Source organism: Algoriphagus sediminis (assembly GCF_030403435.1).
Lineage (GTDB): Bacteria > Bacteroidota > Bacteroidia > Cytophagales > Cyclobacteriaceae > Algoriphagus > Algoriphagus sediminis.
On record NZ_JAUEPH010000004.1, the window covers coordinates 235689 to 259027 of the forward strand.

The window sequence follows — 23339 nt, forward strand, 5'->3', positions numbered from 1 at the left end:
CCATGACAAAACCCAAATCAATTATCACAGGCCTTTGGCAAATAGCTGATCTTGAAAGAGACGGCAAAACTGTAGACGCCCGCTATGCCGCAAACGCCATGAAAAAATACGTGGATGCTGGGTTTGATATTTTCGATATGGCTGATCATTATGGATCAGCTGAGTTGATTGCAGGGGAGTTTCGGAAGCTATTTGGTCCAGATGCGGCAAAACATTACACCAAGTGGGTCCCGAAGCCAGGTAAGCTCAGCAAGGAAATAGTTAAGGAAGCGGTGACCAAAGCCCTGAAAAGGCTACAAACGGATCAAATTGAACTCATGCAATTCCATGCCTGGAACTATGCAGACCCGGCTTGGATCGATGCGCTTTTTTGGCTCCAGGAATTAAAAAATGAAGGTCTCATCACAGATCTGGGCTTGACCAACTTTGATACAGCTCATCTTTCCGTAATTGTAAAAAGCGGGATTGAAATAAAGTCAAATCAAGTTTGTTTCTCCCTTTTAGATCAAAGGGCCTCGAAGCAAATGGGGGATTTCTGTGAAAAGCATGGCATTGAGCTTTTGGCTTTCGGGACTTTAGCTGGAGGCTTCTTTTCAGAAAAATGGCTAGGTGCCAATGAGCCAAAAATCGATAAATCACTCACCTGGTCTCAGATGAAGTACAAAAGATTTATGGATACCGCCACTTCCTGGCAAAACTATCAATCCTTGTTAAGGCTCTTGGACAAAATCGCAAAGAATCATCAAGTAAGCATAGCCAATGTGGCAAGCAATTTTATCCTTCATCAGAAAGGAGTATCCAGTGTAATCATTGGAGCGCGACTTGGAAAAAGCGAGCACATCGAGGACAATAAAAAAATTCTTAACCTGAAGCTAAGTGAGGGTGAATTGACCGAGATTCAAGAAATGATTTCTGGATTTAATCCCATACCTGGTGACTGTGGAGATGAGTATAGAAAACCGCCCTTTTTGACTGCTAGTGGAGATTTAAGTGATCATTTAGAGGATTTCCCATCTCCATATCCAGTCTATCATGGTAAAAATGGAAGCTTCAAAGCATTGAGTGGAACGGTTTGGGAAGATATCGCGGGCTTTAGCCGAGCAATACGAAAAGGAAACCGAATCTCTATTTCAGGTACCACAGCCACGCATGGGGAAAAAGCAATGGGAGGAGATGATCCGGCCGCACAAACTCATTTTGTTATCGATAAAATTGAAGGGGCACTTCAGTCCTTAGGAGCTTCTCTTGAGAATGTCACTCGAACCAGGATCTTCATCAAAAATCTGGAACAGTGGGAAGCTGTTGCTCGAGTTCATGGAGAACGATTTGCGGGTATTCAACCTGCCAATACCATGGTAAGAGCAGATCTCATCGGTAAAGAGTATCTGGTTGAAATAGAGGCAGAAGCAGAATTATAGACTAGCTAAATAGCTTTTCCAGAATTTTGTATGTGATAAGGTAAGTGGGTCGAACCCCATCTAAACCCAGGGCGCCAGAAGCCAAGGTACTACCTGTTTCCAATGGATTATCTGATGCATAATAGGCATAAAGAATACGGACGTCCTTTTTGATACTTTGGCGAATTCTGGAAGCGGATTGAATGGCTTTTTGATAATGTGCTCCTTCCATTTCTAAACCCACTGCGTTCCATGAAGAGTCCATAAAATATTGAAGTATATCCTTATTTTGTAAGGAGGTTCCCAGTACTGTTACCATTGAGCCTGCGTACACCCCTAATCCAAAGCCTTCAAAATCCTGGCTTTTTAGCTCGTTTTCGAAAGGATAATTATCAGCCGTTCCTTCGAAAACATGAGCATCCGGAATCATAAGATCGCCTTTTTTTCCCTGCAAAATTCCTGCTTTTCCCATGATGGAGGTTGAAGCCACATTTAGGCTGATGGATTCTCCATTTTTCTCATACGGTTTTAAGAGCTCATCAAAGCACTCATAGGCCTGCTCTCCAAATGCGTAATCCATGACCACAATCACAGGTCTTTTGGTTTGATCCTCCTCTAAAAATATCCCTGGAATCAATTCCGATTTGGGAAGTTTTGAGGTATCAATAAGTTGAACTCCAATATTCGTCCCCGTAGTGTCGGGTATATCAATGAACCCATGAGACTTGGCATATTTGTCAATCTTCGCACGATTCTTCTTTTTATCTCCTGTGCTTAAGTCCATCGCCACCTCTTCCAGCCCTTCATAAGTAGAAATGGAGAGGCTATGAAACCCATAAATCGTGTTTTTGATGGAATGCAGATTGGCAGAAATAATATGGAGCTCCCGGTCCAGAAGTCCGTTCTTATCTAGACATTCCTTGATATTTGATGCCCATCTTTCACCATAGACATGATGACCAATTCTTTCTCTTAAGGTAGCTGAGAAGGATATTTCCCTTGCTTCTTCCCCATGTACCTCATTTCTGGCAAGTTTACCCAAATGATAAATTATCCAAAATAGACTATTCGAATTCCTGCTGCTTTCAAACTTTCTTACCGCTTCTTTAGTCTCATCAAAGGTCCTTCCAATGATATGACTCAGATAGGCACAAGCAGCTTCTTTGTCAAAGTCCTCTCCCCTTCGCTCCTTCTCAACGAACTTTTCCAGCATTTCCCAATTCGAAGAAATTCGTCCCTTGTGATCTGTGGAATTTTTAAGGATGGTTTCAGATTCAATGTAGAGAAAGGTCAGGTGAGTCAGAATGTCGTAAATATCGGACCTCCCACGGGTCATTTCCACATACATCACATCTTCATCGAGTCGATAACAGTTTCTTCTTCTTTTCGGCGGAACGATAGGCTCAAGCTGGCTTTTTTCAAATCCTTCCCTGCTAATAAAGCGCACAAATCTACATTCTTCAATACCTCTGGGTAGGCGGTCCATCACATAGAGTAAACCATCCAATTCAAGCTTTTCCTCATCATTTATGGAACCATAAATTTCAGGGCTTAAAACTCGCAATGCATTCACCAATCCTTCACCGGAAACCCCCATGGGTTTATAGCTTCCGCGCATAAAAAGGTGGCGCATGGTAATGTAAAGTCTTTCTATTGCTGCTCTTGACTCCTGGGCTCTAGTTCTCATGGGTTAAAAATTTATCGGTAGTCTTCGATAAGTCGATCTGAAAAGTATTTCTTCAATTTATCCACTTTTGGCTTTACTACGAACTGGCAATACGGCTGATAGCCATTTTTATTGTAATAATCCTGATGATAACTTTCTGCAGGATAGAAATTTGAAAATTCTGAAATTTCAGTGACTATTGGTCTTGGAAACACTTTCTTTTCATTCAACTCATTTTTAATGGAAGTGGCAATATCTCTTTGGTTATCAGAGTGATAAAAGATAGCAGATCTATATTGAGGTCCAACATCCGCACCTTGCCTGTTCAGGGTGGTGGGATCATGAGTAGCCCAAAAAACCTCCAGCAATGACTCAAAACTAACCTGATTTGGATCATAGGTTATTTGAGATACCTCAGCATGTCCAGTGGTACCATTGCAAATATCTCGGTAATCAGGATCCTCAACGAATCCTCCAGAATAACCAGAAACCACTTGCTCCACTCCCATCAATCTTTGAAAAACTGCCTCTATGCACCAAAAGCATCCTGCTCCTAGAGTGGCAACTTCTTTTCCTTCAGGGATGAATAAATCTGTTTTGGGTAAGTGATTCATTTGTATTCAGTTTTGATTCGCATAAAAACCAAGAGTCGAAGGCAAAAGTTGCGCTAGATTTTTGATTTTCCAGCAATCTCTAAAAATCCAATCTAAAAGTGAATAAAAAAATAATTCATGAGCAATTCATACACCATGTATTACCATTAATCAAATAACTCAATCCATGATATAAATGATAGTGGTAGAAGCTTTATGATTTTGTACTTTCAACCCTTTAGTTTAAACCATCAATCAACACATGAAAAAAACTTTGCTAAGGTTAGGAGTACTGGCATTGTCTTTTTCTGTGGGTTTTGGAGCCATCAATGCAATGGCCCAAAGTGATCCCACCGGAAAGAGACGTATTACAGATTCCTATGCCATTAAAGACGCAATGGTGATCACTGCACCCGGACAGGAAGCTAGGACAGCGACCATTCTAATGAACAATGGGGTGATCACTGGAATTGGTTCAAATGTTACCATTTCCGTAGGGACAAAAGTAATTGAAGGAGACTCACTGTACATCTATCCTGGTTTTATAGCTGGTGCCAGTGATGCTGGTATTACTAAGCCGGAAGATCCAGAGAGACCAGAAAATTTTGTCTCTTCAAATCCACCAGATGAAATCGCTGGAATCACTCCTTGGCGTTCTGCTGTGGATCAATTTAATCCAAGTGATAGAAGTGTGGAAGACTTACGCAAAATTGGATTTACTATAATTCAGGCACAGCCTGATGGAGGGATGCTTTCGGGAAAATCTGCTCTGATGCTTTTAGGCCATGACCAAAACTCTAACCTGCTAAAAGAGAACACTGCACTTGCTGCATCTTTCAGAGGTTCTCGTGGCATGTATCCAAGTACGGCTGCCGGAGTTATGGCAAAGTTTAGGGACGTATATAAAAATGCCGAATTGACGGAAAGCCAAATGGCTCAGTTCAGCAATAACTTGGGGGCAAGACGGCCTGAAATTACTGATACTTACAAAGGAATGCAGGATGTAATTTCTGGAGAAGTTCCAGTATTGTTTTCTGCTTCTTCAGAACTTGAAATTCTACGAGTGCTTAAGCTTCAGCGGGAGCTGGGTTTTAAGCTCATCCTCACGGATCTCGAGAACTACGAAGAGGTAATTCCACAGATCAAAGCAAGTGGAGCCGGAGTATTGATCAAGCTTGAAGTTCCTGATGACAAAGCTTCAGAAAAAGAGCTGGATGAAGACGCCACTGAAGCGGCCAAAGAGCAGCTTAAGAGAGTAAAAGAGGCATACCAAAAGTATTTGGCTCAGGCGTCAAAATTAGAAGCAGAAGGAATTCCGTTTGCTTTCTCCTTAGCGGATGTAAAGCCAAATGATGCTCAGGAAGCCATCCAAAAGATGATGGAAGCAGGGCTTTCTGAGAATGGAGCTATGGCAGCATTGACCACCCAGCCAGCTCAGATGCTTGGAATTTCCAGAATTGCAGGAACTTTAGCCGAAGGCAAAATGGCAAATATGGTCATCGCTACAGGCCCAATTTTCGAAGAAGACAGTCAAATCAAGCATGTGGTAGTAGATGGATATGTGTTTGATTATGACACCAAGCAGAAAAAGTCTAACGGTGAAGCCCCTGCAGAAGGAATAGCAATAGCTGGTGTATGGGATTATGAAACTGAAAGTCCTGCCGGCAGCGGTGAAGGAACCATCACAATCACCAGAGCTAGCGATGGATATGAAGGTACCATTACGTATGACGATCCTTCCGGATCAGGAAAAGCTTCAGCCCCAATTTCTAATATTGAGCTATCTGGTTCTACCTTAAGCTTTTCTTTTAGTGTGGATGCACAGGGAATGTCCATAGACATAGAGGTAAGCGGTGACATCACCGGAAATACGATGGAAGGAACAATGGCACTTGGTCAATTTGGATCTTTCCCTCTAAGTGCGACTCTTAATCCCTCATTTATTTCAAGAAAGTAATCATGAAGAATTCAAGAATTATACTCGCAATAATATTAGGAGTTATTAGTCAGGCAGTCCTGGCTCAAACTCCAAAAGGAAGTGTTTTGATTCAAAACGCGACCGTTTTGACAGTGACCAATGGAAATCTGGAAGACACTGATGTTTTGGTTGAGGACGGCATTATTAAAAGAATCGGCCAGGACCTCAATGCTCCAAATGGTGTAGAGGTCATTGATGCTACGGGCAAGTTTTTAATGCCAGGAATTATTGATGCGCATTCGCATCAGGGACTAGACGTTGTGAATGAAGCTTCAGCTCCTATCACTTCTGAAGTACAGATGAAAGATGTGGTTAATCCAACGAGCATTGGCTTGTATCGAGCGCTTGCTGGAGGGGTTACTGTATCTCATGCTATGCACGGATCTGCCAATGTGATTGGTGGTCAAAATGCTACCCTTAAGCACAGATGGGGAACAATGAACCCTGAGGACATCATCATGAAGGATGCCCCTAGAACCATTAAGTTCGCTTTGGGTGAAAACCCTACTCGGGTTCATGGTCGTGGAAATGGAATTCAGCCAAGAACACGTATGGGTGTAGAAGCTGTAATCAGAAATGGTTTTAATGAGGCTTTGCAGTACAAAAAAGAATGGGAAGAATTTAATTCCAATTCGGGAAGCTCTACCAATCCTCCCAAATACAATGAAAGACTCCAAACACTGGCCGATATTCTAGACGGTAAAATCATCATCCACTGTCACTCCTACCGTGCGGATGAGATTTACATGTTGATCAATGTGGCCAGAGATTTTGGAATCGATAAGCTGGTTTTCCAGCATACCAATGAAGGTTTTAAAGTGGCACCAGAGATCGCAGAATACACGATGGGAGCCTCAGTATTTGCAGACTGGTGGGCCTATAAGTTTGAAGTGTACTACTCCACAGCCTATAATGCTGCAATCCTTTCTAGAAACGGAGCGGTCACTTCGATCAACTCTGATTCTGGAGAGCTTATTCGTCACCTTTACCATGAAGCTGCCAAAACACAGCGTTATGGAGGTTTGACTGATGAAGAAGCTTTGGCACTGATTACCATTAACCCAGCCAGACAGCTAGGTATCGACGATAAAATCGGTTCTATTGAAGAAGGAAAGCATGGAGATCTTGTGATTTTCAATGAACATCCATTATCTGTTTATGCTATTCCTCAAATGACCTTCGTGGATGGTATCAAATATTTTGATATCAATGAAGATGAAGATGATCAGAGATTAAGCGTGAGCCCAACTGAGATGGTTGAACCTATTTATCTCACAGAGGAAAATCACAGATGTATGCAGGGAACGATTCGATTTTACGGTGAATCACTATTCCAACATTCACACTAAATCATCAATAAAGAAATGAAAAAGATAAATAATCTATTATTCGCCTTTCTTTTGGCTTGGATGCCTTTCATGGCATCGGCCCAGATTGATGGTGAATTTATAAAACCAAGAACCGGAACATTTTTGCTTAAAAATGCAACGGTAATGACCGTAACCAATGGCACCTTAGAGAATGCATCAGTCTTGATTAAGGACGGCATGATTGCAGGTGTAGGAACTAACCTTCCCGAGGATGGTGCTGAAGTCATCGACTTATCAGGAATGTATATTTATCCAGGATTGATTGATGGAGGTACTTCACTAGGTGCTGTGGAAGTTAGTTCTGTGGCTGAGACAGTGGATAATAGGGAAATAGGAAATGTAACTCCAAATATGGAGATCCTGACTACTATCAACCCTAATTCCGTTGCCATTCCGGTAACACGAGTTTCTGGGGTGACCACGGTACTTTCTAAGCCTGTAGGAGGTTTATTTCCTGGAACTGCAGCTTTGATAAATCTGAATGGCTATACGCCCGACCAAATGTATGCTGGATTCAGAGGCGTGGTTATGGATTTCCCAAGTTCGGCTCGTCGAGGTCGCTTTGACCGAAGGTCTGATGAGGACATAGAAAAGGCAAAAGATGAGGCCGTGAAAGAAGCCAATGAAATCTGGGACAATGCAGTTGCTTTTAATGAAATGAGTTCAAATGGGGCAGAGATGCAGTATTACCCAGAAATGGAGCAGCTTGCAAAAGTAGTGGCCAAAGAGCTTCCATTAATGATCGAAGTGAATGCTGCTTCCGATATTCTTAATGCCATCGAATGGGTAAAAGACAAGGATATTGACGTGATATTCATGGGCTGTGATGAAGGCTGGAGAGTAGCAGAAGAGCTGGCAGAGTCAGGCATTCCTGTGATCGCCGGACCAGTTCAGGATCTCCCAACAAGAAGTTCAGACAGATATGATGCTGCTTATGCCAACCCTGGAAAAATGATGAAAGCGGGGGTAAAAGTTGCTATTAGAACCAATGAGGTAGAAAATGTACGAAACCTACCATTCCATGCCGCTTATGCAGCTGCGTATGGAATGGGTAAAGAAGAGGCCTTGAAAGCAGTGACTATTGTTGCCGCAGAAATCTTTGGGGTAGACGACAAATATGGCTCTATCGAAGAAGGCAAAATGGCAAACCTTCTGGTTTCCACAGGGGATCCATTTGAAACCAGTAGCGATATTATGCATGTGTTTATCGAAGGCTACAGAATACCTCTTTCAAACAGACATATTAGGCTTTATCAGGAATTTTTGGAGCGGGATCCAGGCCTGAATAAGTAAAATTCAACACTTTATTGAAGCGACAGGATAATCGAATTCATTTCGTTTTTCTTGTGGCTTTTCTTTATGCTAAATTCGAGTCTATGAAAAACTCAGCACTTTCACTTTTTCTATGCTTCTTATTCTTCAGCATTTCATGCCAAAGCTCAAAAGAGAAGGAAATAATCGAATCCCAAATCTCTGAACTTAAAGAGACTCTAGCCCCGGATAAAAGGGTAGCCATATGGGATATCAGCTATGAAAATGGTAAGCTGCTTGGCACGACTGATCAAGTTGAAGGGTATGAACAAATGCTTGAAACCATCAAAGAGATGGGATACCAAGTTGATGATGAAGTAGTTCGATTACCAAGCGAAGAACTCGGTGATCAAATCAGAGCACTGGTAACCATTTCAGTAGCAAACATTCGAAGTCAGCCAAAGCATTCCGCAGAATTAGCCACACAGGCCTTGATGGGCACCCCCTTGAAAGTTCTTGAAAAATCAGATGGCTGGTACAGGGTACAAACACCAGATCAGTACATTTCTTGGGTGGATGCAAGTGGAATTCAACTCATGACCGAGGAAGAATTAGAATCCTGGTACAGAACCGCAAAAGTGGTTTTCACTGATTTTAGTGGTTTTGTTATGGATTCTAATGAACGAGTATCGGATTTAGTTGCAGGTGATATCATGGAGCTTGAATCGGAGTCTCAGGAGTTTTTCCAAGTGAAACTTCCAGATGGTCGCTCCGGTCAAATAAAAAAGTCTGAAGCCATGCCCTGGGAGCAATGGATAGCTTCAAGAGATACTGAACCTCAAAGTCTAATTTCTACTGCTAAAACTATGATGGGAGCACCCTACCTTTGGGGAGGGACCTCTATCAAGGGAGTGGATTGCTCAGGCTTCACCAAAACCATTTTTTATCTCAATGGAAAGATCATACCCAGAGATGCTTCACAGCAAGTTCTCGAGGGAGAGCAAGTGGATGTAGATAAAAACTGGGAGAATCTGGAGGTAGGGGATTTACTATTCTTCGGAAAAAAAGCCACTGAAGACAGTAAAGAACGAGTAGTTCATGTAGGAATGTGGATCGGAAATAACCAATTTATCCATTCAAGAGGAAGAGTACGGATTTCAAGCTTTGATCCGGAAAGTCCTCTTTACGATGAATATGAACTCAACAGATACCTAAGAACCAAAAGAATTCTCAATACACCATCTGAAAATATTCTATCAGTTTCATCACTTCTCGAACTCTAACACTATGAAAAAAATTTTAACCCCTCTCCTGCTTTTCTCTTTTGCAGTTACCGGATTCAGTCAGCAACTGGACGGTTTCTTTAAGAGTTCAGTTCAAGCTCAAAAAGAGCTAGAAGAAAAGTTCCTTCAAGCTGTCAAGCCTGAAAGATTCAAGATCCATTTACAAGAGCTCACTAAAAACCCTCATATCACTGGAACTCCAGAAAATGAAGAAGTGGCTGCTTACATGGCTAAAATCATGAGAGAGGCGGGTATGGAAGTCACTCTTTATCCTTATGATGTGTATCTTCCAAATAATCCTGGAAAATCTCTTATTGAGATTAAAAGCCCAGAAATAATAACACTTACTCAGCAGGAAGGACCAGTTCCTGGTGATGATTATGCAAGTGACCCAAGGCTTCACAAGGGCTTTAATGCATTTTCAGGCTCTGCTGATGTAACTGCTCAAGTGGTTTATGTGAATTTCGGAGTTAAGGCTGACTACGAGAAGCTGGAAGAGCTTGGAGTGGAATTAACGGGTAAAATTGCCATTGCTCGATATGGTGGAAACTTTAGAGGGTATAAGGCAAAGTTTGCGGAACAATATGGAGCGGCAGGTCTTATCATTTACACTGACCCAAAGGATAATGGATACTCCCGTGGAGATGTCTATCCTGATGGACCCTACTATAATGAAACTACGATTCAGCGTGGTTCTCTGCTTACCATGCCATTTACTGGTGATCCACTAACTCCGTTTAAACCGGCTTTGCCAAGAGATGGAGATAAAAAGGTAAAGAGAAAAGATCCATCAGAAATGCCCTTCCATACCATCCCGGTTAGCCCAATTGGCTATGGAGCAGCAAAGGAAATCCTATCAAGAATGACTGGAAAAGTCGCTCCAGAAGCATGGCAAGGAGGATTGGATTTTGAATATAAAGTAGAAGGTGGCGAGGAGCTTGAAGTGCGCCTAATGGTAGATCAGCCCATAGACTTTATCCGCGCGAACAATGTAGTAGGTAAGTTTACCGGAACGACCAATCCAGATGAATGGATCATTTTAGGTTGTCACTATGATGCCTGGAGCTTTGGGGCGACAGACCCTAACTCTGGAACGGCAATGCTTCTGACCTTATCTGAAGCGCTTGGAGATTTAATTGACAATGGTGGCGAACTTAAGCGATCGGTTATGATTGCGCATTGGGATGCTGAAGAGCATGGTGTCATTGGCTCCACAGAATGGGTTGAGCAGTTCAAAAAGGAGCTTGGTGCAAATGCGGTGACTTATATGAATTTTGATGCTGCCGTTTCCGGCAAAAACTTCAACGCTTCATCTGCCCCGACCATGAAAAAGGTGATCACTGAAGCCACAAAGGCAGTTCAATATCCCGGAGAAGGCAAAACAGTTTATGAGGTTTGGAAGGGAGCAAATGATGAGCCTTCCATGGGTAATCTTGGAGGAGGTTCGGATCACATTGCCTTCTACATGCATGTTGGTGTTCCTAGTTTGGGAGCAGGAGCAGGAGGTCCTACCCTATACCATTCCAATTATGATAATTTCAGCTTCTATGAAAAATTCTCAGATCCAGAATTCAAAATGGGAGGAATGGTGGCTCAGGTAGCTGGAATCATGAGTTTGAGACTATCCAATGCAGAAGTGATTCCCTATGATATACCTAGATATGCCACAGATCTAAAATCACATGTGGAGAGTTCTGAGCTAGTTGTGAAAAGAGTAGCCGAGGACTTTGGGAAATTTGATCAGGTTCATGCGGAAATTGAATCCTTGGAAAGCAAGTCTGAAAAATTTCAATCTGCCCTAAATTCAGCTTTGGAATCAGGAAGTCTTTCATCCAAAGAAATCGGCAAGCTCAATAAAGGTCTTTTGGCTTTGGAGAAAAGCTGGATCGACCCAAAGGGAATGGATTTTGGAACCTGGTATAAATCTCTTTATGTAAGTACTGATCCTTTCAGTGGATATGCCAGCTGGATACTTCCTGGAATCAGATATGAAGTAGAGACCAATAATCCCGGAAGCCTGGAAGAATGGGATAAAAAATACGCCGATGTCATTCAAGATTTAGGAAAGAAAATTGATAAGCTCACAGCAATTTTGGACTAAAGAAAAAGCCTCGAATTATTTCGAGGCTTTCCTTTTTTGGGTTCGACGGATTTTAGAATATCCCCACAGCCTGAGCTGCATTAAGATTTCCGTATCCGTATTGAGAGCTTTTATTCGGATATAAATCCGAAGACTCTCTCATTTTCTGGAGGATTTGATCCCTGTTGAAATTTGGATACCTCTCCCAGACCAGAGCTGCGATTCCTGCAGCGGTGGCTGTGGCAACAGAAGAACCTCCAACGGTGGAAGGAGTATTTCCAGATTGAGCCGTGGTTAAGGGCTTATTTTCAGAACCAGCTCTTTCCATGACCACGGTAAATTCTACCTGAGAACCAGAATGACAAGTATCGCATCGTTGATACCCACTACCCTCTTTTACGCCTGTTACAGCAACAGTCTCTGGCATGCTTGCAGGAAAAATTACTCCTACCCAGTTTGTAAAGGAGGTGGATGTTCCCGCTGCCGCAAAGATCAACTTACCGCGACTATGGGCATATCTCACAGCATCTGCGACCTTAGAATTAGAGAAAACATCACCAATGGACATGCTGATAATTTTTACATCCGATCTTTTTCCAAGTAGCACCAAAGCATCAGCTACTCCATCTTTTTCATTCCCAGAGTTAACAATCACATCGCTTGTACCTCTCACTGAGACCAGGTTGGAATTATAGGCCACGCCTACAGCAGCGCCCAAATTATTTCTAGGTGAAGCAATCACCCCTGACATAGCGGTACCATGCCCACATCGATCATTCGGACCATCAGGTCTCTTCCACCACCAGAATCCAGTCTGATAGGTTCCAAACTTAGAAATCTGACGATTAGTAGAAGCTCCACTGGAGAAAGCACTCCCCAACAGGGACTGGCTTGAAGAAACTCCAGTGTCGATTATTCCAACAGTAACCCCTGCGCCGGTACTGGTGGACCAGGCTTGGGAAATACCCATTTGAGGATAATTCCAGGATTGCACAGCATTCGGTGCAATCACACTAAAATCACTTCCTGGGATATTGGCATTCGGGTCATTTGAACAGCCGGAATCACTGAAAATTCTTGCTTCCTCAGCAGCCTGAAGTAGGCTAATGTCAAACTCATAGCTAAGAGGTTCATAATACCTTACTTCCTCCATTAATCTAAGATCTCTGAGAACCTGAATATCGGCTACTTTCATTTCCAGAAATGGCAAATCTTCATGAATGTCTGCATCCTGATTGTTTATCCTCAATTGGGGTCTTCCTTGCGCAGATCGGGATTCATTTACCTGAAAGATTACTTTTTGCGCAGCAGCGCTCCATTGAGGGTCTCCTACAGAAATTTCACCCATGCGGGCATTAATATTTTCAGTAGAAGCAGGCTGGTAACCAATGGTCAAAATAGAGTCACTTTGTACCAAAGCACTCCAAATGACTTCATCCGTTTGATCCATCCAAACAAAGTCTCCAGTCTCCTGAATGGATTTCAAAATCAATTGATCCAGTTCCGATTGGGGAATCAAACTTGACTGTGCGGAATCTGGTACCGAGGGGGCTAACTGTGGTTCTTCTTCTTGATTACAGGCAAAAACAATCGCCAGAATAAGAAAAAGAGAAAGGGATTTTTTGGATAAAAATTTCATATTATTAGAGTTTAAAAATGATAATCAAATTAAGATACAAAAATCCCAGACACTCAGCAATTCACTCAGTATGAATCATTTATCAAATCATAAATCGATTTTCTCCAGTTGCGACTTTACATAAGCTCTCAGCTCCTCTCCCTCCTCAATAGTTACTTCTCCGGGTAAGCCCATCACAAAGCGCCCCACACCCGGTAATTGAGGGACCTCTCCATTGAAGTAGTAATGATTTCGATTTTTGATATACATGTAAGGTCTGGCATTCGGATGCTCCTCCTGCATGAGCTGATAGGCTTTTTTACTCATTTTCAATTTTACATGGAATCGGCTTTGGCCACTGAATCCAAATAAACTCGTCCCGGGCATTTTATGCTTATCCTCATGCTCCATGGGGTTTTGGCTCACGAGCAATTCTCCTACTCTTTCAATCTTAAAAATTTTCATGCTCTGGCTTTCTACTTCGAAAGCATGAATTCCCGAATAGTCATTGGTGAAAGCCACAGGTTCTACCAGCCTATCCTTTGTGGACTCACTGCTGAGCGAGTAATAATCCTTCAGCCAGATTTGTCTCTTCTCCTGCATGGCTGATGAAATTTCATCAATCATTTTAGTCAGGTGGGCTTTAAATAATTCCTGACTGCCTTGGTTGATTTCTGATCGGGATTGAAGCTTCTTCATTACAGAATCCCTATACAAACTTCCCTTGGGTGCATGCTTTAGCTGCTGAGCCAGCCATTCAGATTCATCCTTGCTCAAACCACCGAACTGTGAACCGGGCAAAATAGACGGACTAGAAAGCAATTTGTATTTGCTGAATTCCTTCACCACCTCGAAACCCAAGGCCTCCAGAAGCTTAAAATAACGATAAATGGTCCGCTCATCGGTTTGAAGATATTCCGCTAATCGATGGACCGGTTTACCCACATTGCTCTGGAGAAGATTGATAAGTTTAAAGACCCGAAGGATTTTTTGTTGTTCTATTTTACTCGCCATGACTGAATGAATTACAGGTCGAAAATAGCTAAAGCAACTTGAATCAAATAAAAAATGACAGTAAATGTCATCTGAATTTTGGATAGGTTCTTAGTGCCGTGGAAGGATAATTCACTTATTTTGAAACATGTCAAATCAAGTAAGCCTATCACAAAATTTGCGGTCTAATTGGCCAGTTTGGGCGGGCTGCCTTTTCTTGGTTCTGTACTGGTGGTTTGGCTTTGATGGAATCACCTTCAGTGATGACGTTTACTATATTTTAGCTGGAAAAAACTTCTGGGAAGGAAATATGCAGGTAGATGATTACCACTTCTCCAGCCGCTGGGGAGCCTATGTCCCCTTTGGTTTCTTCGGATTACTCTTTGGTTTTGGTCCGCATATTTTTTCACTTTTCTCTCTGAGCTGCTACTTACTTTCCTTCCTGTTGCTAGCCCGGCTTTTAGAGAAAAAGCAGTTACCCCTTTTCGCAATCTGGTTTTGCACTCAGGTCTATTTTCTCCACTTTATCTCCAAAGTTTACCCGGACAGCGCTTTGATATTATGGGTTAGTCTGGTACCTGTTTTTGCTGTGCATAGGCATAAAAGGCCCATTCTGGCAGGGATAGGGTTAATTCTGGCTTTGTTCCTAGGTTTTATCACCAAAGAAACCATCATCTTTCTAGCCCCCTTCCCTATCCTTTTGTTCTTTTTCGACCTACGGTCAAAGCTAGTTTCCAGTCAGTTTTACACTAGCCTTGTGATCTCAGGTTTTCTAATCGGCACTCTTTATTTGGGCTATTTCTGGATAGAATTTGGAGATCCGCTCTATAGAATTCAATCCATCAATGAGGGACATTACATTTCCGAGTTTACCTATGCGGACAAGGGAATTGGGTCCATCCTCAAGAGGCTTACCATTCTACCCTTTACCACGTTTGTTGAAAGAGCCTACTGGCCTTGGATTATTTTTGCAATTCCTTGTTCATATATGGCCTGGAAGAACAAAGGCAAGGTAAAAACGGAGTTTGCTCTGGCAGGAATATGCTTACTTGTCGGCTTCTGGTTTATGAGTTCCACCTTGGAAATCTATAACCCCATTTACCTCAACCCAAGACATCTCATCATCCTGATTCCCATCCTTAGCGTGCTGATAGTTTTTGGTTGGCAAGTATGGCAAAGCTCCAAGAAATGGAAATACGGATTGAGCGCTGCGATATTAATTGGGGTCATGATCGCAATCATTCTCAAGGACTGGAAAATGGCAGCGTTTCACGTGGCATTTATTCCTATAGTCTGGCTTCCAAAACCCAAAATCAAATTCGCCTTTCTGGCGCTTTTGCTAATCACTCCGACAATCCTGGCCATTCCCTATCAAAAGAACTTGAAGGGATATAGTGATCTCCTATCCACTTTAGATGAAATAACTCAACCTAAAGAAAATCAGAACTTTGTGATTACAAATAACTTTCTGGTTTTCAGTCAGGAGGTCATACTACCCGGAAAGGAAAAACAACAAGATATCCTATTCCCCATTGAAGACATAATCAAACTTCAGCGATTTCCTCCTCAGGAGGTAGAAGTCCTCATTTATAACTACTACCTCCATGCCTATCCCAAAGAAAAAGTGGATGTGGACAGACTAGAGACCTGGATATTTATGAATGAATATGAGGTGATAGAAGAATGGAAAGAAAACCAGCTTTGGTACAGAAAATTGTCCAGAGTCAGGGATTAGTATTTCCCTTTCTTCCTCCCTGTGGCAAAAACCCGATTCACATTAAAGCCAAGTCTGAATTCCTCCCATGGGCTATCCCCATTTCCTCCGGCGAGAAGGTAAGGTTCATTTAGCGCCTGAGATGTCACAAAGTACATTTGAAATACATGTCCGCCTGCCTCAATATCCCATCCAATACCCAAGTTATTGGATAAATCAGAGTTTAAATTTGGAATCCATTGCAGGGTTAAGGAAGACCTGTCAGTCACTTTTATTTTGCCGCTAAGGCCTAAAGCCAGGTAAAACTCCTGATCTCCATCGATCTGATAGATTTCTCTTGAATCCACGAAATAGGAAAACATGGGTGAAACCTGAAGACTAACCTTTGAGCTGAATCTTCTCGCAAACATCAATTGACCCCAGTAGCTCGTACGCTCCGCAAAATTCGGAGCAGCCTCAGGAAGAAAATCGTAATTAGAGGAATTCACCCCTCCTCCTCCTGCGAAAGATAAAGAAATCGGCATGTTATCATTTTGGGTTTGCTGTAGAATGTGATACCGACCGAAAACGTGATAGTATTTATCTGTACTGGCCCGAGCCACCCCGGCAGAAAACTTATCAGAAAGCGCAAATTCAAAACTGAATTGGATATTGGCGCCATTATCTAATCCGAAAAGATTTTCAATTCCTGCGTCGATTGGGCCAAAAGTATGCATGATCGCGAAATGCATGCTCTTCTTATCCAGAGGCTCTACTGTTAAAAGATTTATGTGCCTTGGGGCATGGAAAGTTAATTCCACAGGTAAGTTTTCATTTACCAACTTTCTCTCTAATTGGGCGAAGAGAGGATAGCTGATGGTGAAAATCAGGAGAGTAAATAGGGATCGCTTCATTGGGTTTTCTTAAGATTAGCAGTCAGGGTTACTTTTTGGTTTTCAGCCAATTCATAAAAAACCAGCTTAGGTAAGGGAATCTCATAATCACTCAAAAGCACTTCAAAGGAGGCTTCCAGATTAATTTCATCTTCAGACACCCAAGTCAAAAATCCATTCACCTCAATCTCTCTTTCCACTCCATGGATTTTAAATTTTCCGATGGCCTTTACAGGCATCTGTTGATTCATTTCTAAAGAAGGGACGTCGTCTAGTTTACCTGTAAACTCCGCAAAGGGAAATTCTTCAGTTTCCAGGTAATTTTCCCGCATATGCCTATCTCTCAGCCCAATGCCCGTTTCCAGGGTATTTAAATCCAGGTAGAAATCCAGCAGGTTTTGCTCGAGGTCGATTAGGCCCGCTAAATAATCAGACTCCCCTTCAAAACTGCTTAATGGAGCTTCAGATAGAAACACTGCTTTGCCCTCTTCGGTCATGAATTTCTGTGCAGAAGCCAGACTTGTCCAAAGGATAAAGGCTGAAAAAAGTATCAGCCGCATCATTTCGTGATGCTTAGCGTGTCTCCTGAAACAGAAGTTGAAAACTGAGTTAAAGGTTGAGTAGCAGGTCCACGTAGCACATTTCCGTTCGTATCAAACTTAGAATTATGGCATGTACAGGTAAATTCCTCGCTGCTGTATGTCCAGTTTCTGTCGCATGCCGAGTGAGTACAAACTGAGGTAAGTGCGATAAATCCGCCTCCCACATTTGCCACCAAGGTCTGAGCTTCTGGAATCAATAGCCAGGAACCGTCACTATTCAGGCCACTTTGAATTCCAAGATCAATTCGGATTGTATTTCCTGCAACAGAGATACCATTGTCGTTGCCTGGGTTATTGGGTTGGTTAGGATCAGGATCATCCGTGGTGGAACAAGAAGTGAAGAAAGCAGCCCCAAAAAGTGCGAGCACTGCTCCACTTCCTGCTTTCTCAATAAACTTTCGACGGGATTCGGTCAGTTGACCGGTAGATGTTTTTGTGATTTTTTCCATAGTAAGAAGATATACGATAGTAAAATCACTTTTGGATCGATTATGTTTTTAAGAGATTATCTTAAAAATGCTTTCTATTCAGAATCTCATTCAGAACCACCGCCTCTTTGATGCTATTGCGGTTTTTTAGCCGGGTGGCATAGGGGTTCACTTTTTTCTTTTTTGTCCTGTAGTTGACATCTTTCTGGCTGGGAATGGAAGCCGCTACCTGTGCAATTCGCTCTTCCTCCTGCCGCATTCGCTCAAAAGCATCATCCATATCGAAATCCTCAGCAGAAGGGATTTCTGCATCAGATGGCTTGGATGCCCTAGTTTTTTCTGGACGTCTGGAGATTTCCGGTTCAGGCTTCCTTGCCTCTTTGTATGGCTTAAGAGGTGTTTTTTCAGGTTTTACTTCTTGCTTTGGCTTGATCAGCTCTCTAGGTTCTTCCTTCTTTTTAGGATTTTGGGCTTCACGGATTTCTCTCAGAAGATCCTCAAAGCTCATACCTCCTGAAGGTTCCTCGTTAGTGGAAGGATCAGCATCGGGGGCTTGTGGGATATTCTTTTTCTTCTTTCTACTGGCGGTGTAGATAAAGTAGATGATAACCGCAATGATATAAATGATATTTCCCCAATCCATAAAAAGGCTTTTGCTTCAGCTCAGCATAAGGTAGTTCATAGTTTTTGTAAAGCCGAGAAGCTTAATATAAAATTTCAAAATTCAACATAAAAGTAGTACCATTAGCGCCCACTGGAACAGGGTAAGATTGATAACCCACGGCAGAAAAATTGGAAAAGACTAGCTCAGGATTTATACGGAATACCTTATTTCCGAAAGGAAATATATTTGTCCCTGCTACATATTCCGTTGGATTACCATATTCTCCATTGATTTTAGAAGCAATAAAATATCCTTGAAGGGTATTTTTAACCAGCATCATAGATGATCGAATGGTAAACCCAGTATCAAAAAGCTCATCCACAGGAATCGCTCCTGTGCCTTCTATCTTAGAAACCCATCTGGTGTAGTATTCTGCATCTAAAGAAAAACCTCTATACTTAATCCCTCCATTTACGGCAAGCATTTCATATTTAGCATCTGTAATTTGAATATCCTCTCCGAAAGCCATTCTCGAAAAAATAGGAGTGCCATCTGAAATCCTGATTTGGGAGTTCTCTGGGGCATTTTGCCCAGGTTGAGACTGATCCGTTTCATTTGATCTGGTAAAATTCATCCCAATCATCCCACCTGGTTTTTCGGTTTTGAAAAAATCTCCAAATGGGGCTACCCGACCATAATTTTCAGATGTCCACCAAATAGAAGTAGACCAGGTATCGAGTCCCGGATCGAGTTGGCCCGCATCTATTCCAAGCTGGGACATATTATTTCCTAGCATAGTTTTATAATAGAGGTTATTCGTTATCTCACCCTGTGCCCATACACCCGTGGTGAAAGACCCTCTGAAATATTCTTCCGCCATAGGTCTGGCATCTTGCCTTAGCCAACCCGGAAACTGTCCGAGTAGCGCTCTGGTGGTAGGCAATCCTCCAATACCAATTCCTACGTCAAGAAAGTCAGATACTTTATATTGAATATTTCCTGCCACGACCACCTGAGCTCCTAAACCTTGGGAAACATTAGAAGTCCAGATGTAAAGTAGATATCTAAATCTGGGGTTGGTAAACCATCCTTTAAAATAAAGCATCACCTTCTGGAATTGTAAATCATTCCTCCGATCAATAAACTTCTCCCTTCCCAAATGATCTGTGTAAGAGGTATCAATACCCATTTGATTCAAGTATCGGGAACTGGCAAAAAAGGAGAAGGTCATCGCTCCCCGTTCTCCATCAAACAATTTGAATCCAGACCCTGGAATATGCCCATCAATCTCCCTCTTTGGTTTTTCTTCCTCATAAGGGTCTGAAGGTATTTGAGCTTTGGCACTAAAGTGAAAAACTAAAAGTACGCTGAAGATTAAAGTGATTTTTCTCATTTGAATAAAAATTAATACCCTTGACTTTTCTCCCATTCCCGAACTTTAGCATTGGCTTGATCAAAAAGTCTCTCATAGTTTCCTTGAGTTACCAAGTGCTTGGTTTCTGGAGTTAACATCTCCCACAAAGGAGCATACATATTGTAGACCTTTAGATATCCTTCTTGAACAGATGGTGCTACCTCGTCTGTTCCGAATAAAAATCTATCCGGAAATTCATTGAGTAGCATAGCGGTTTCCTTTAGCGATTCTTCACTCCTGACCACATATTTTGCCACCTCATCCCATGAAATATCAAAATACAGATTAGGAAAATCCTCACTTTCTATAGCTCTTCGAATCATTTCCAAATGAAAAGCACTTGGAACTCTATTCACCTGAGAAATCCTGCTCACATTAGGATGAACGACTCTACCTAACCCAGTATGTGCCCAAATGATAGTGGTATTCGGATTACGAGAAATCAAGTCCTTCATCTGTATCATAAAGACTGGATCCTGATCCGGCTTCTGAAAAGGTATGTCGATATCGCTATGCAAAATGACCAGCAGTCCAGTTTCTGCGCAGAAATCTAAAACCCGATCAAGGGCTGGGTTTATCAAACTTGCTACCTCCCCTGCTACTTTTGAAGAAACAAACTCTTTATGAATGGTGAACTCACCTATCCCAGAAAATACTCCGGGGAAGGTTTTCAAAACCCTTTCAATATGGTCTGCAGCATACATGTCAGCAGGGTTAAATCCGGTGATCATCGGGTCAAATCGCTTTTGCTCCTCTTCATTAAGAGAGAGGTACTGCATGGCTATAAAGGCATCCGTAAAGGAATAATAATAAAGTGGAGCGTCTGACTGCAAATAATAGGTAGGAGCATAATCCGCCGAATTTGCATAAGACCAGGTCTGCTGCAGCGGAATACCAAAAAGCGCCACACGGTGTACCTTATCCCCCATAATATCATTCAAAAAAGTCTCGATTTCCGTTCCTTCCTGAATATAATTAGTCAGATGAAAATGGGAGTCGTTGAAAAGAGTCTGTGAAAATGAACTTGGACCAACTAAAAGTGTCCAAAAAATGACTTGGATTTTGAAAAAACGCATAAGCACTAAAATTTTTTCATAATTTAAAGGTTATAAATTATTTTGATTAGTAGACAAATTAATTTTTATAATGATCAGACTTTTTTATTATACCAATAGGCCAATTTTGGCTACGTTAGTTGCTTGTTCACTTACATTTTTCTTCACTTCATCCGCATATGCTCAGGAGGAGGAAGAAGAAAAAGTTTTCGAATTTTATGGTCATGTGATGACCGACGTCGGATATAATTTTGGAGTCGTTGCTCCTAACTGGACCGATGTAATGAGGCCATCCAGACTTCCATCCTTTGAAGGTCAATATGGTACAGAAGGCAATGTTTATTTCAGTGTACGTCAGACGAGGTTTGGAGCTAAAAGTTGGATTGACACACCACTAGGAAAGCTTCACACCATTTTTGAATGGGAACTATTTGGAACTGGTGTAGATGAAGGCCAAACCACCTTACGATTAAGGCATGCTTATGCCGAAATTGGCAAATTTGGAGCAGGCCAGTATTGGAGTCCTTTCATGGATATCGATGTATTTCCTAATACGCTGGAATATTGGGGACCCAGTGGGATGGTCTTTTTTAGAAACATCCAAGTTCGATACATGCCTATTCAAGGTAGGTCTAGATTAACTTTTGCCCTGGAAAGACCTGGAGCTAGTGCTGACGAAGGAATTTATGCGGACAGAATTGAATTAGATGATGTAGAAGCTCGGTTTCCTTTGCCTGACTTCTCTTTCGAATATCATCATGGTAGAGATTGGGGATATGTAGAAATTGCAGGTATGCTTAGAAGAATCGAGTGGGAGGATAAGGGAGATCAACCTTTCGATTTAAGTGGGTCCGCTACAGGATGGGGATTGAATCTGAGTACTAATCTTAATCTGGGTAAATCTTCCATTTTTCGAGGTCAGTTTGTGTTTGGAGAGGGAATCCAAAACTACATGAATGATGCTCCTTCTGACATCGGAATTCGAAATAGATTTGACAATCCAAATTCTCCAATTGAAGGGGTGCCCCTTCCAGTGATTGGTATCGTGGCTTTCTTGGATCATAAATGGAATGATGAATATTCCACCTCTGTTGGGTACTCCACATTGAGAGTGGACCACACAGATGGACAGACACCTGATTCCTTTGATACGGGTGAATATTTCATCGCAAATTTCCTTTGGGCGCCAGCCTCCCAGATTTTAACCGGTGTAGAGCTCCAGCATATCAGACGGCAAAATTATCTAGATGGCTTCTCTTCAAATGCCACCAAAATTCAATTTTCTTTTAAATATTATTTTAGTCAGAGTTTTTATAAAAAATAATTTCACACATGAAAAAGCTAATTAATCGCAGCTCATTTTTAGCCCTGTTTTTTGCTTTGGCGGTAGCCGGACAAAGCTGGTCACAGCAGACCATGACCGTAATGGAGGTGGACACCCGGCCTTACCAGGAAGTAATCGACGAGGTCTATGAAAAAATCAAGGATATGCCCGGTGGGAAGAATGCCGACTACATTCCGGAGCTTGCTCTGGTGGATTCGACCATCTTCGGAATAGCCTTAATCACCGTGGATGGCGATATCTACACCGCAGGCGATCTGGACGACAGAGTTTCTATCCAGTCTATTTCAAAAGTATTCACGCTAGCTCAGGTAATCGAAGAGCAAGGTGCTAGATCCATCATGGATAAAATCGGGGTAGATGCCACCGGTTTAAAGTTTAATTCCATCATTGCCATCGAACTTAAACAAGGCAAGGAGATCAACCCTCTGGTAAATCCGGGAGCTATTGCAGCTACTTCCCTAATCGCGGGTAACAATTATGAAGAGAAATGGAAAAACATCACCACTACCTATAACAAGTTTGCCGGGACGGAGCTATTCGTTAATGAGCCTGTTTACAAAAGTGAAGCTGCCACGAACCAAAGAAATCAAGCCATCGCCTATTTACTGGATGCTTATGGAAGGATGTATTACGATCCAGCAGAGGCGACGGACATCTATACTAAGCAGTGCGCGATCAACGTGAACACTAAAGAGCTAGCGGCCATGGCTTCTACTCTGGCCAATGGGGGAATTAACCCACTCACCAAGGAAAAGGTGGTCAGTCCAGAAACAGTGGCCTTTACCCTTTCTGTCATGGCTACAGCCGGTCTTTATGATAATTCAGGCCAATGGCTTTATGCTACAGGCCTTCCGGGAAAATCCGGAGTGGGCGGTGGGATCATCGCCGTGGACCCTGGAAAATATGGGATTGCAGTGATAGGACCTAAGCTAGATGAAGCAGGTAATTCCGTAAAAGCGCAATACGCGATTTACGAAATTGTGAAAGCCCTTGACGGCAACCCTTATGAGATCACTCCAGTGAAATAAAGCTAACTTATTCTCTATCAGAGCCCTGATTTCCAAAGATTGGAGATT

Annotated in this window: 19 protein-coding genes; 9 read left to right on the forward strand and 10 right to left on the reverse strand. The window is 42.2% G+C overall.

What is annotated here, in order from left to right; genetic code table 11:
• Positions 1 to 2 precede the first annotated feature (2 nt).
• On the forward strand, positions 3 to 1418 hold the full coding sequence (locus QVH07_RS10365) for an aldo/keto reductase (protein ID WP_290000172.1): 1416 nt from the start codon (positions 3 to 5) through the stop codon (positions 1416 to 1418).
• A gap of 1 nt (position 1419) precedes the next feature.
• Here QVH07_RS10365 and QVH07_RS10370 read toward each other — a convergent pair whose 3' ends face one another.
• On the reverse strand, positions 1420 to 3084 hold the full coding sequence (locus tag QVH07_RS10370; protein WP_290000174.1) for a DUF6909 family protein: 1665 nt from the start codon (positions 3082 to 3084) through the stop codon (positions 1420 to 1422).
• Positions 3085 to 3095: 11 nt separating this feature from the next.
• Positions 3096 to 3677 (reverse strand): peptide-methionine (S)-S-oxide reductase MsrA, encoded by a 582-nt coding sequence (msrA, locus tag QVH07_RS10375; protein WP_290000175.1) that lies wholly within the window; start codon positions 3675 to 3677, stop codon positions 3096 to 3098.
• Between the two features lie 241 nt (positions 3678 to 3918).
• Here msrA and QVH07_RS10380 point away from each other — a divergent pair, with 241 nt between their 5' ends.
• From QVH07_RS10380 to QVH07_RS10400, 5 genes are all read left to right on the forward strand, one after another.
• A complete protein-coding gene (locus tag QVH07_RS10380; protein ID WP_290000177.1) occupies positions 3919 to 5613 on the forward strand; it encodes an amidohydrolase family protein in 1695 nt (564 codons plus the stop codon).
• A 2-nt stretch (positions 5614 to 5615) separates the two neighbouring features.
• Positions 5616 to 6983, forward strand: coding sequence for an amidohydrolase family protein (locus QVH07_RS10385; RefSeq protein ID WP_290000179.1), 1368 nt, complete (start codon positions 5616 to 5618; stop codon positions 6981 to 6983).
• A gap of 15 nt (positions 6984 to 6998) precedes the next feature.
• Positions 6999 to 8297: an amidohydrolase family protein gene (locus QVH07_RS10390; RefSeq protein WP_290000181.1), complete on the forward strand. Its 1299-nt coding sequence runs from the start codon at positions 6999 to 7001 to the stop codon at positions 8295 to 8297.
• Between the two features lie 83 nt (positions 8298 to 8380).
• Positions 8381 to 9538, forward strand: coding sequence for a C40 family peptidase (locus QVH07_RS10395; protein ID WP_290000183.1), 1158 nt, complete (start codon positions 8381 to 8383; stop codon positions 9536 to 9538).
• A 4-nt stretch (positions 9539 to 9542) separates the two neighbouring features.
• Positions 9543 to 11639 carry a M28 family peptidase gene (locus QVH07_RS10400; protein WP_290000185.1) on the forward strand — a complete coding sequence of 699 codons (2097 nt, stop codon included), beginning with the start codon at positions 9543 to 9545 and terminating at the stop codon, positions 11637 to 11639.
• A gap of 52 nt (positions 11640 to 11691) precedes the next feature.
• On the opposite strand, the gene QVH07_RS10405 is transcribed toward QVH07_RS10400, so the two are convergent.
• Both QVH07_RS10405 and QVH07_RS10410 read right to left on the reverse strand, forming a co-directional pair.
• Positions 11692 to 13257 carry a S8 family peptidase gene (locus QVH07_RS10405; RefSeq protein WP_290000187.1) on the reverse strand — a complete coding sequence of 522 codons (1566 nt, stop codon included), beginning with the start codon at positions 13255 to 13257 and terminating at the stop codon, positions 11692 to 11694.
• Positions 13258 to 13344: 87 nt separating this feature from the next.
• Positions 13345 to 14250 (reverse strand): helix-turn-helix transcriptional regulator, encoded by a 906-nt coding sequence (locus QVH07_RS10410; protein ID WP_290000189.1) that lies wholly within the window; start codon positions 14248 to 14250, stop codon positions 13345 to 13347.
• A 127-nt stretch (positions 14251 to 14377) separates the two neighbouring features.
• On the opposite strand from QVH07_RS10410, the gene QVH07_RS10415 reads away from it, so the two are divergent.
• Positions 14378 to 15964: a hypothetical protein gene (locus QVH07_RS10415; RefSeq protein ID WP_290000190.1), complete on the forward strand. Its 1587-nt coding sequence runs from the start codon at positions 14378 to 14380 to the stop codon at positions 15962 to 15964.
• Here the strand turns inward: QVH07_RS10415 and QVH07_RS10420 are convergent.
• The 6 genes from QVH07_RS10420 to QVH07_RS10445 all read right to left on the reverse strand — a co-directional run bounded on the left by QVH07_RS10420 (position 15961) and on the right by QVH07_RS10445 (position 20939).
• Entirely contained in the window at positions 15961 to 16836 is an 876-nt protein-coding gene (locus QVH07_RS10420) for a DUF5777 family beta-barrel protein (RefSeq protein WP_290000192.1), read from the reverse strand. The two genes, QVH07_RS10415 and QVH07_RS10420, sit on opposite strands and share 4 nt — an antisense overlap.
• Positions 16833 to 17378, reverse strand: a complete 546-nt coding sequence (locus tag QVH07_RS10425; RefSeq protein WP_290000195.1) for a YceI family protein — start codon at positions 17376 to 17378, stop codon at positions 16833 to 16835. The genes QVH07_RS10420 and QVH07_RS10425 overlap by 4 nt, the downstream gene beginning before the upstream one ends.
• Positions 17375 to 17866 (reverse strand): QcrA and Rieske domain-containing protein, encoded by a 492-nt coding sequence (locus tag QVH07_RS10430; RefSeq protein ID WP_290000196.1) that lies wholly within the window; start codon positions 17864 to 17866, stop codon positions 17375 to 17377. The genes QVH07_RS10425 and QVH07_RS10430 overlap by 4 nt, the downstream gene beginning before the upstream one ends.
• A 61-nt stretch (positions 17867 to 17927) precedes the next feature.
• On the reverse strand, positions 17928 to 18488 hold the full coding sequence (locus QVH07_RS10435) for a hypothetical protein (protein WP_290000198.1): 561 nt from the start codon (positions 18486 to 18488) through the stop codon (positions 17928 to 17930).
• Positions 18489 to 18549: 61 nt separating this feature from the next.
• Positions 18550 to 19842: a hypothetical protein gene (locus QVH07_RS10440; protein ID WP_290000200.1), complete on the reverse strand. Its 1293-nt coding sequence runs from the start codon at positions 19840 to 19842 to the stop codon at positions 18550 to 18552.
• An 11-nt stretch (positions 19843 to 19853) separates the two neighbouring features.
• Positions 19854 to 20939, reverse strand: coding sequence for an amidohydrolase family protein (locus QVH07_RS10445; protein ID WP_290000201.1), 1086 nt, complete (start codon positions 20937 to 20939; stop codon positions 19854 to 19856).
• Between the two features lie 70 nt (positions 20940 to 21009).
• Between QVH07_RS10445 and QVH07_RS10450 the strand changes: the two genes are divergently transcribed.
• A complete protein-coding gene (locus QVH07_RS10450) occupies positions 21010 to 22242 on the forward strand; it encodes a DcaP family trimeric outer membrane transporter (RefSeq protein WP_290000203.1) in 1233 nt (410 codons plus the stop codon).
• Positions 22243 to 22250: 8 nt separating this feature from the next.
• A complete protein-coding gene (gene glsA, locus QVH07_RS10455) occupies positions 22251 to 23291 on the forward strand; it encodes a glutaminase A (RefSeq protein WP_290000205.1) in 1041 nt (346 codons plus the stop codon).
• Positions 23292 to 23339 lie beyond the last annotated feature (48 nt).

Excerpts from the sequence above, each read along its gene's own strand:
- QVH07_RS10370 (WP_290000174.1), bottom strand. The coding sequence starts at position 3,084 with ATGAGAACTAGAGCCCAGGAGTCAAGAGCAGCAATAGAAAGACTTTAC.
- QVH07_RS10400 (WP_290000185.1), top strand. The coding sequence starts at position 9,543 with ATGAAAAAAATTTTAACCCCTCTCCTGCTTTTCTCTTTTGCAGTTACC.
- QVH07_RS10440 (WP_290000200.1), bottom strand. The coding sequence starts at position 19,842 with ATGAGAAAAATCACTTTAATCTTCAGCGTACTTTTAGTTTTTCACTTT.
- QVH07_RS10420 (WP_290000192.1), bottom strand. The coding sequence starts at position 16,836 with ATGAAGCGATCCCTATTTACTCTCCTGATTTTCACCATCAGCTATCCT.
- QVH07_RS10385 (WP_290000179.1), top strand. The coding sequence starts at position 5,616 with ATGAAGAATTCAAGAATTATACTCGCAATAATATTAGGAGTTATTAGT.
- QVH07_RS10380 (WP_290000177.1), top strand. The coding sequence starts at position 3,919 with ATGAAAAAAACTTTGCTAAGGTTAGGAGTACTGGCATTGTCTTTTTCT.
- QVH07_RS10390 (WP_290000181.1), top strand. The coding sequence starts at position 6,999 with ATGAAAAAGATAAATAATCTATTATTCGCCTTTCTTTTGGCTTGGATG.
- QVH07_RS10365 (WP_290000172.1), top strand. The coding sequence starts at position 3 with ATGACAAAACCCAAATCAATTATCACAGGCCTTTGGCAAATAGCTGAT.
- msrA (WP_290000175.1), bottom strand. The coding sequence starts at position 3,677 with ATGAATCACTTACCCAAAACAGATTTATTCATCCCTGAAGGAAAAGAA.
- QVH07_RS10425 (WP_290000195.1), bottom strand. The coding sequence starts at position 17,378 with ATGATGCGGCTGATACTTTTTTCAGCCTTTATCCTTTGGACAAGTCTG.
- glsA (WP_290000205.1), top strand. The coding sequence starts at position 22,251 with ATGAAAAAGCTAATTAATCGCAGCTCATTTTTAGCCCTGTTTTTTGCT.
- QVH07_RS10450 (WP_290000203.1), top strand. The coding sequence starts at position 21,010 with ATGATCAGACTTTTTTATTATACCAATAGGCCAATTTTGGCTACGTTA.
- QVH07_RS10445 (WP_290000201.1), bottom strand. The coding sequence starts at position 20,939 with ATGCGTTTTTTCAAAATCCAAGTCATTTTTTGGACACTTTTAGTTGGT.
- QVH07_RS10405 (WP_290000187.1), bottom strand. The coding sequence starts at position 13,257 with ATGAAATTTTTATCCAAAAAATCCCTTTCTCTTTTTCTTATTCTGGCG.
- QVH07_RS10430 (WP_290000196.1), bottom strand. The coding sequence starts at position 17,866 with ATGGAAAAAATCACAAAAACATCTACCGGTCAACTGACCGAATCCCGT.
- QVH07_RS10395 (WP_290000183.1), top strand. The coding sequence starts at position 8,381 with ATGAAAAACTCAGCACTTTCACTTTTTCTATGCTTCTTATTCTTCAGC.
- QVH07_RS10410 (WP_290000189.1), bottom strand. The coding sequence starts at position 14,250 with ATGGCGAGTAAAATAGAACAACAAAAAATCCTTCGGGTCTTTAAACTT.
- QVH07_RS10435 (WP_290000198.1), bottom strand. The coding sequence starts at position 18,488 with ATGGATTGGGGAAATATCATTTATATCATTGCGGTTATCATCTACTTT.
- QVH07_RS10415 (WP_290000190.1), top strand. The coding sequence starts at position 14,378 with ATGTCAAATCAAGTAAGCCTATCACAAAATTTGCGGTCTAATTGGCCA.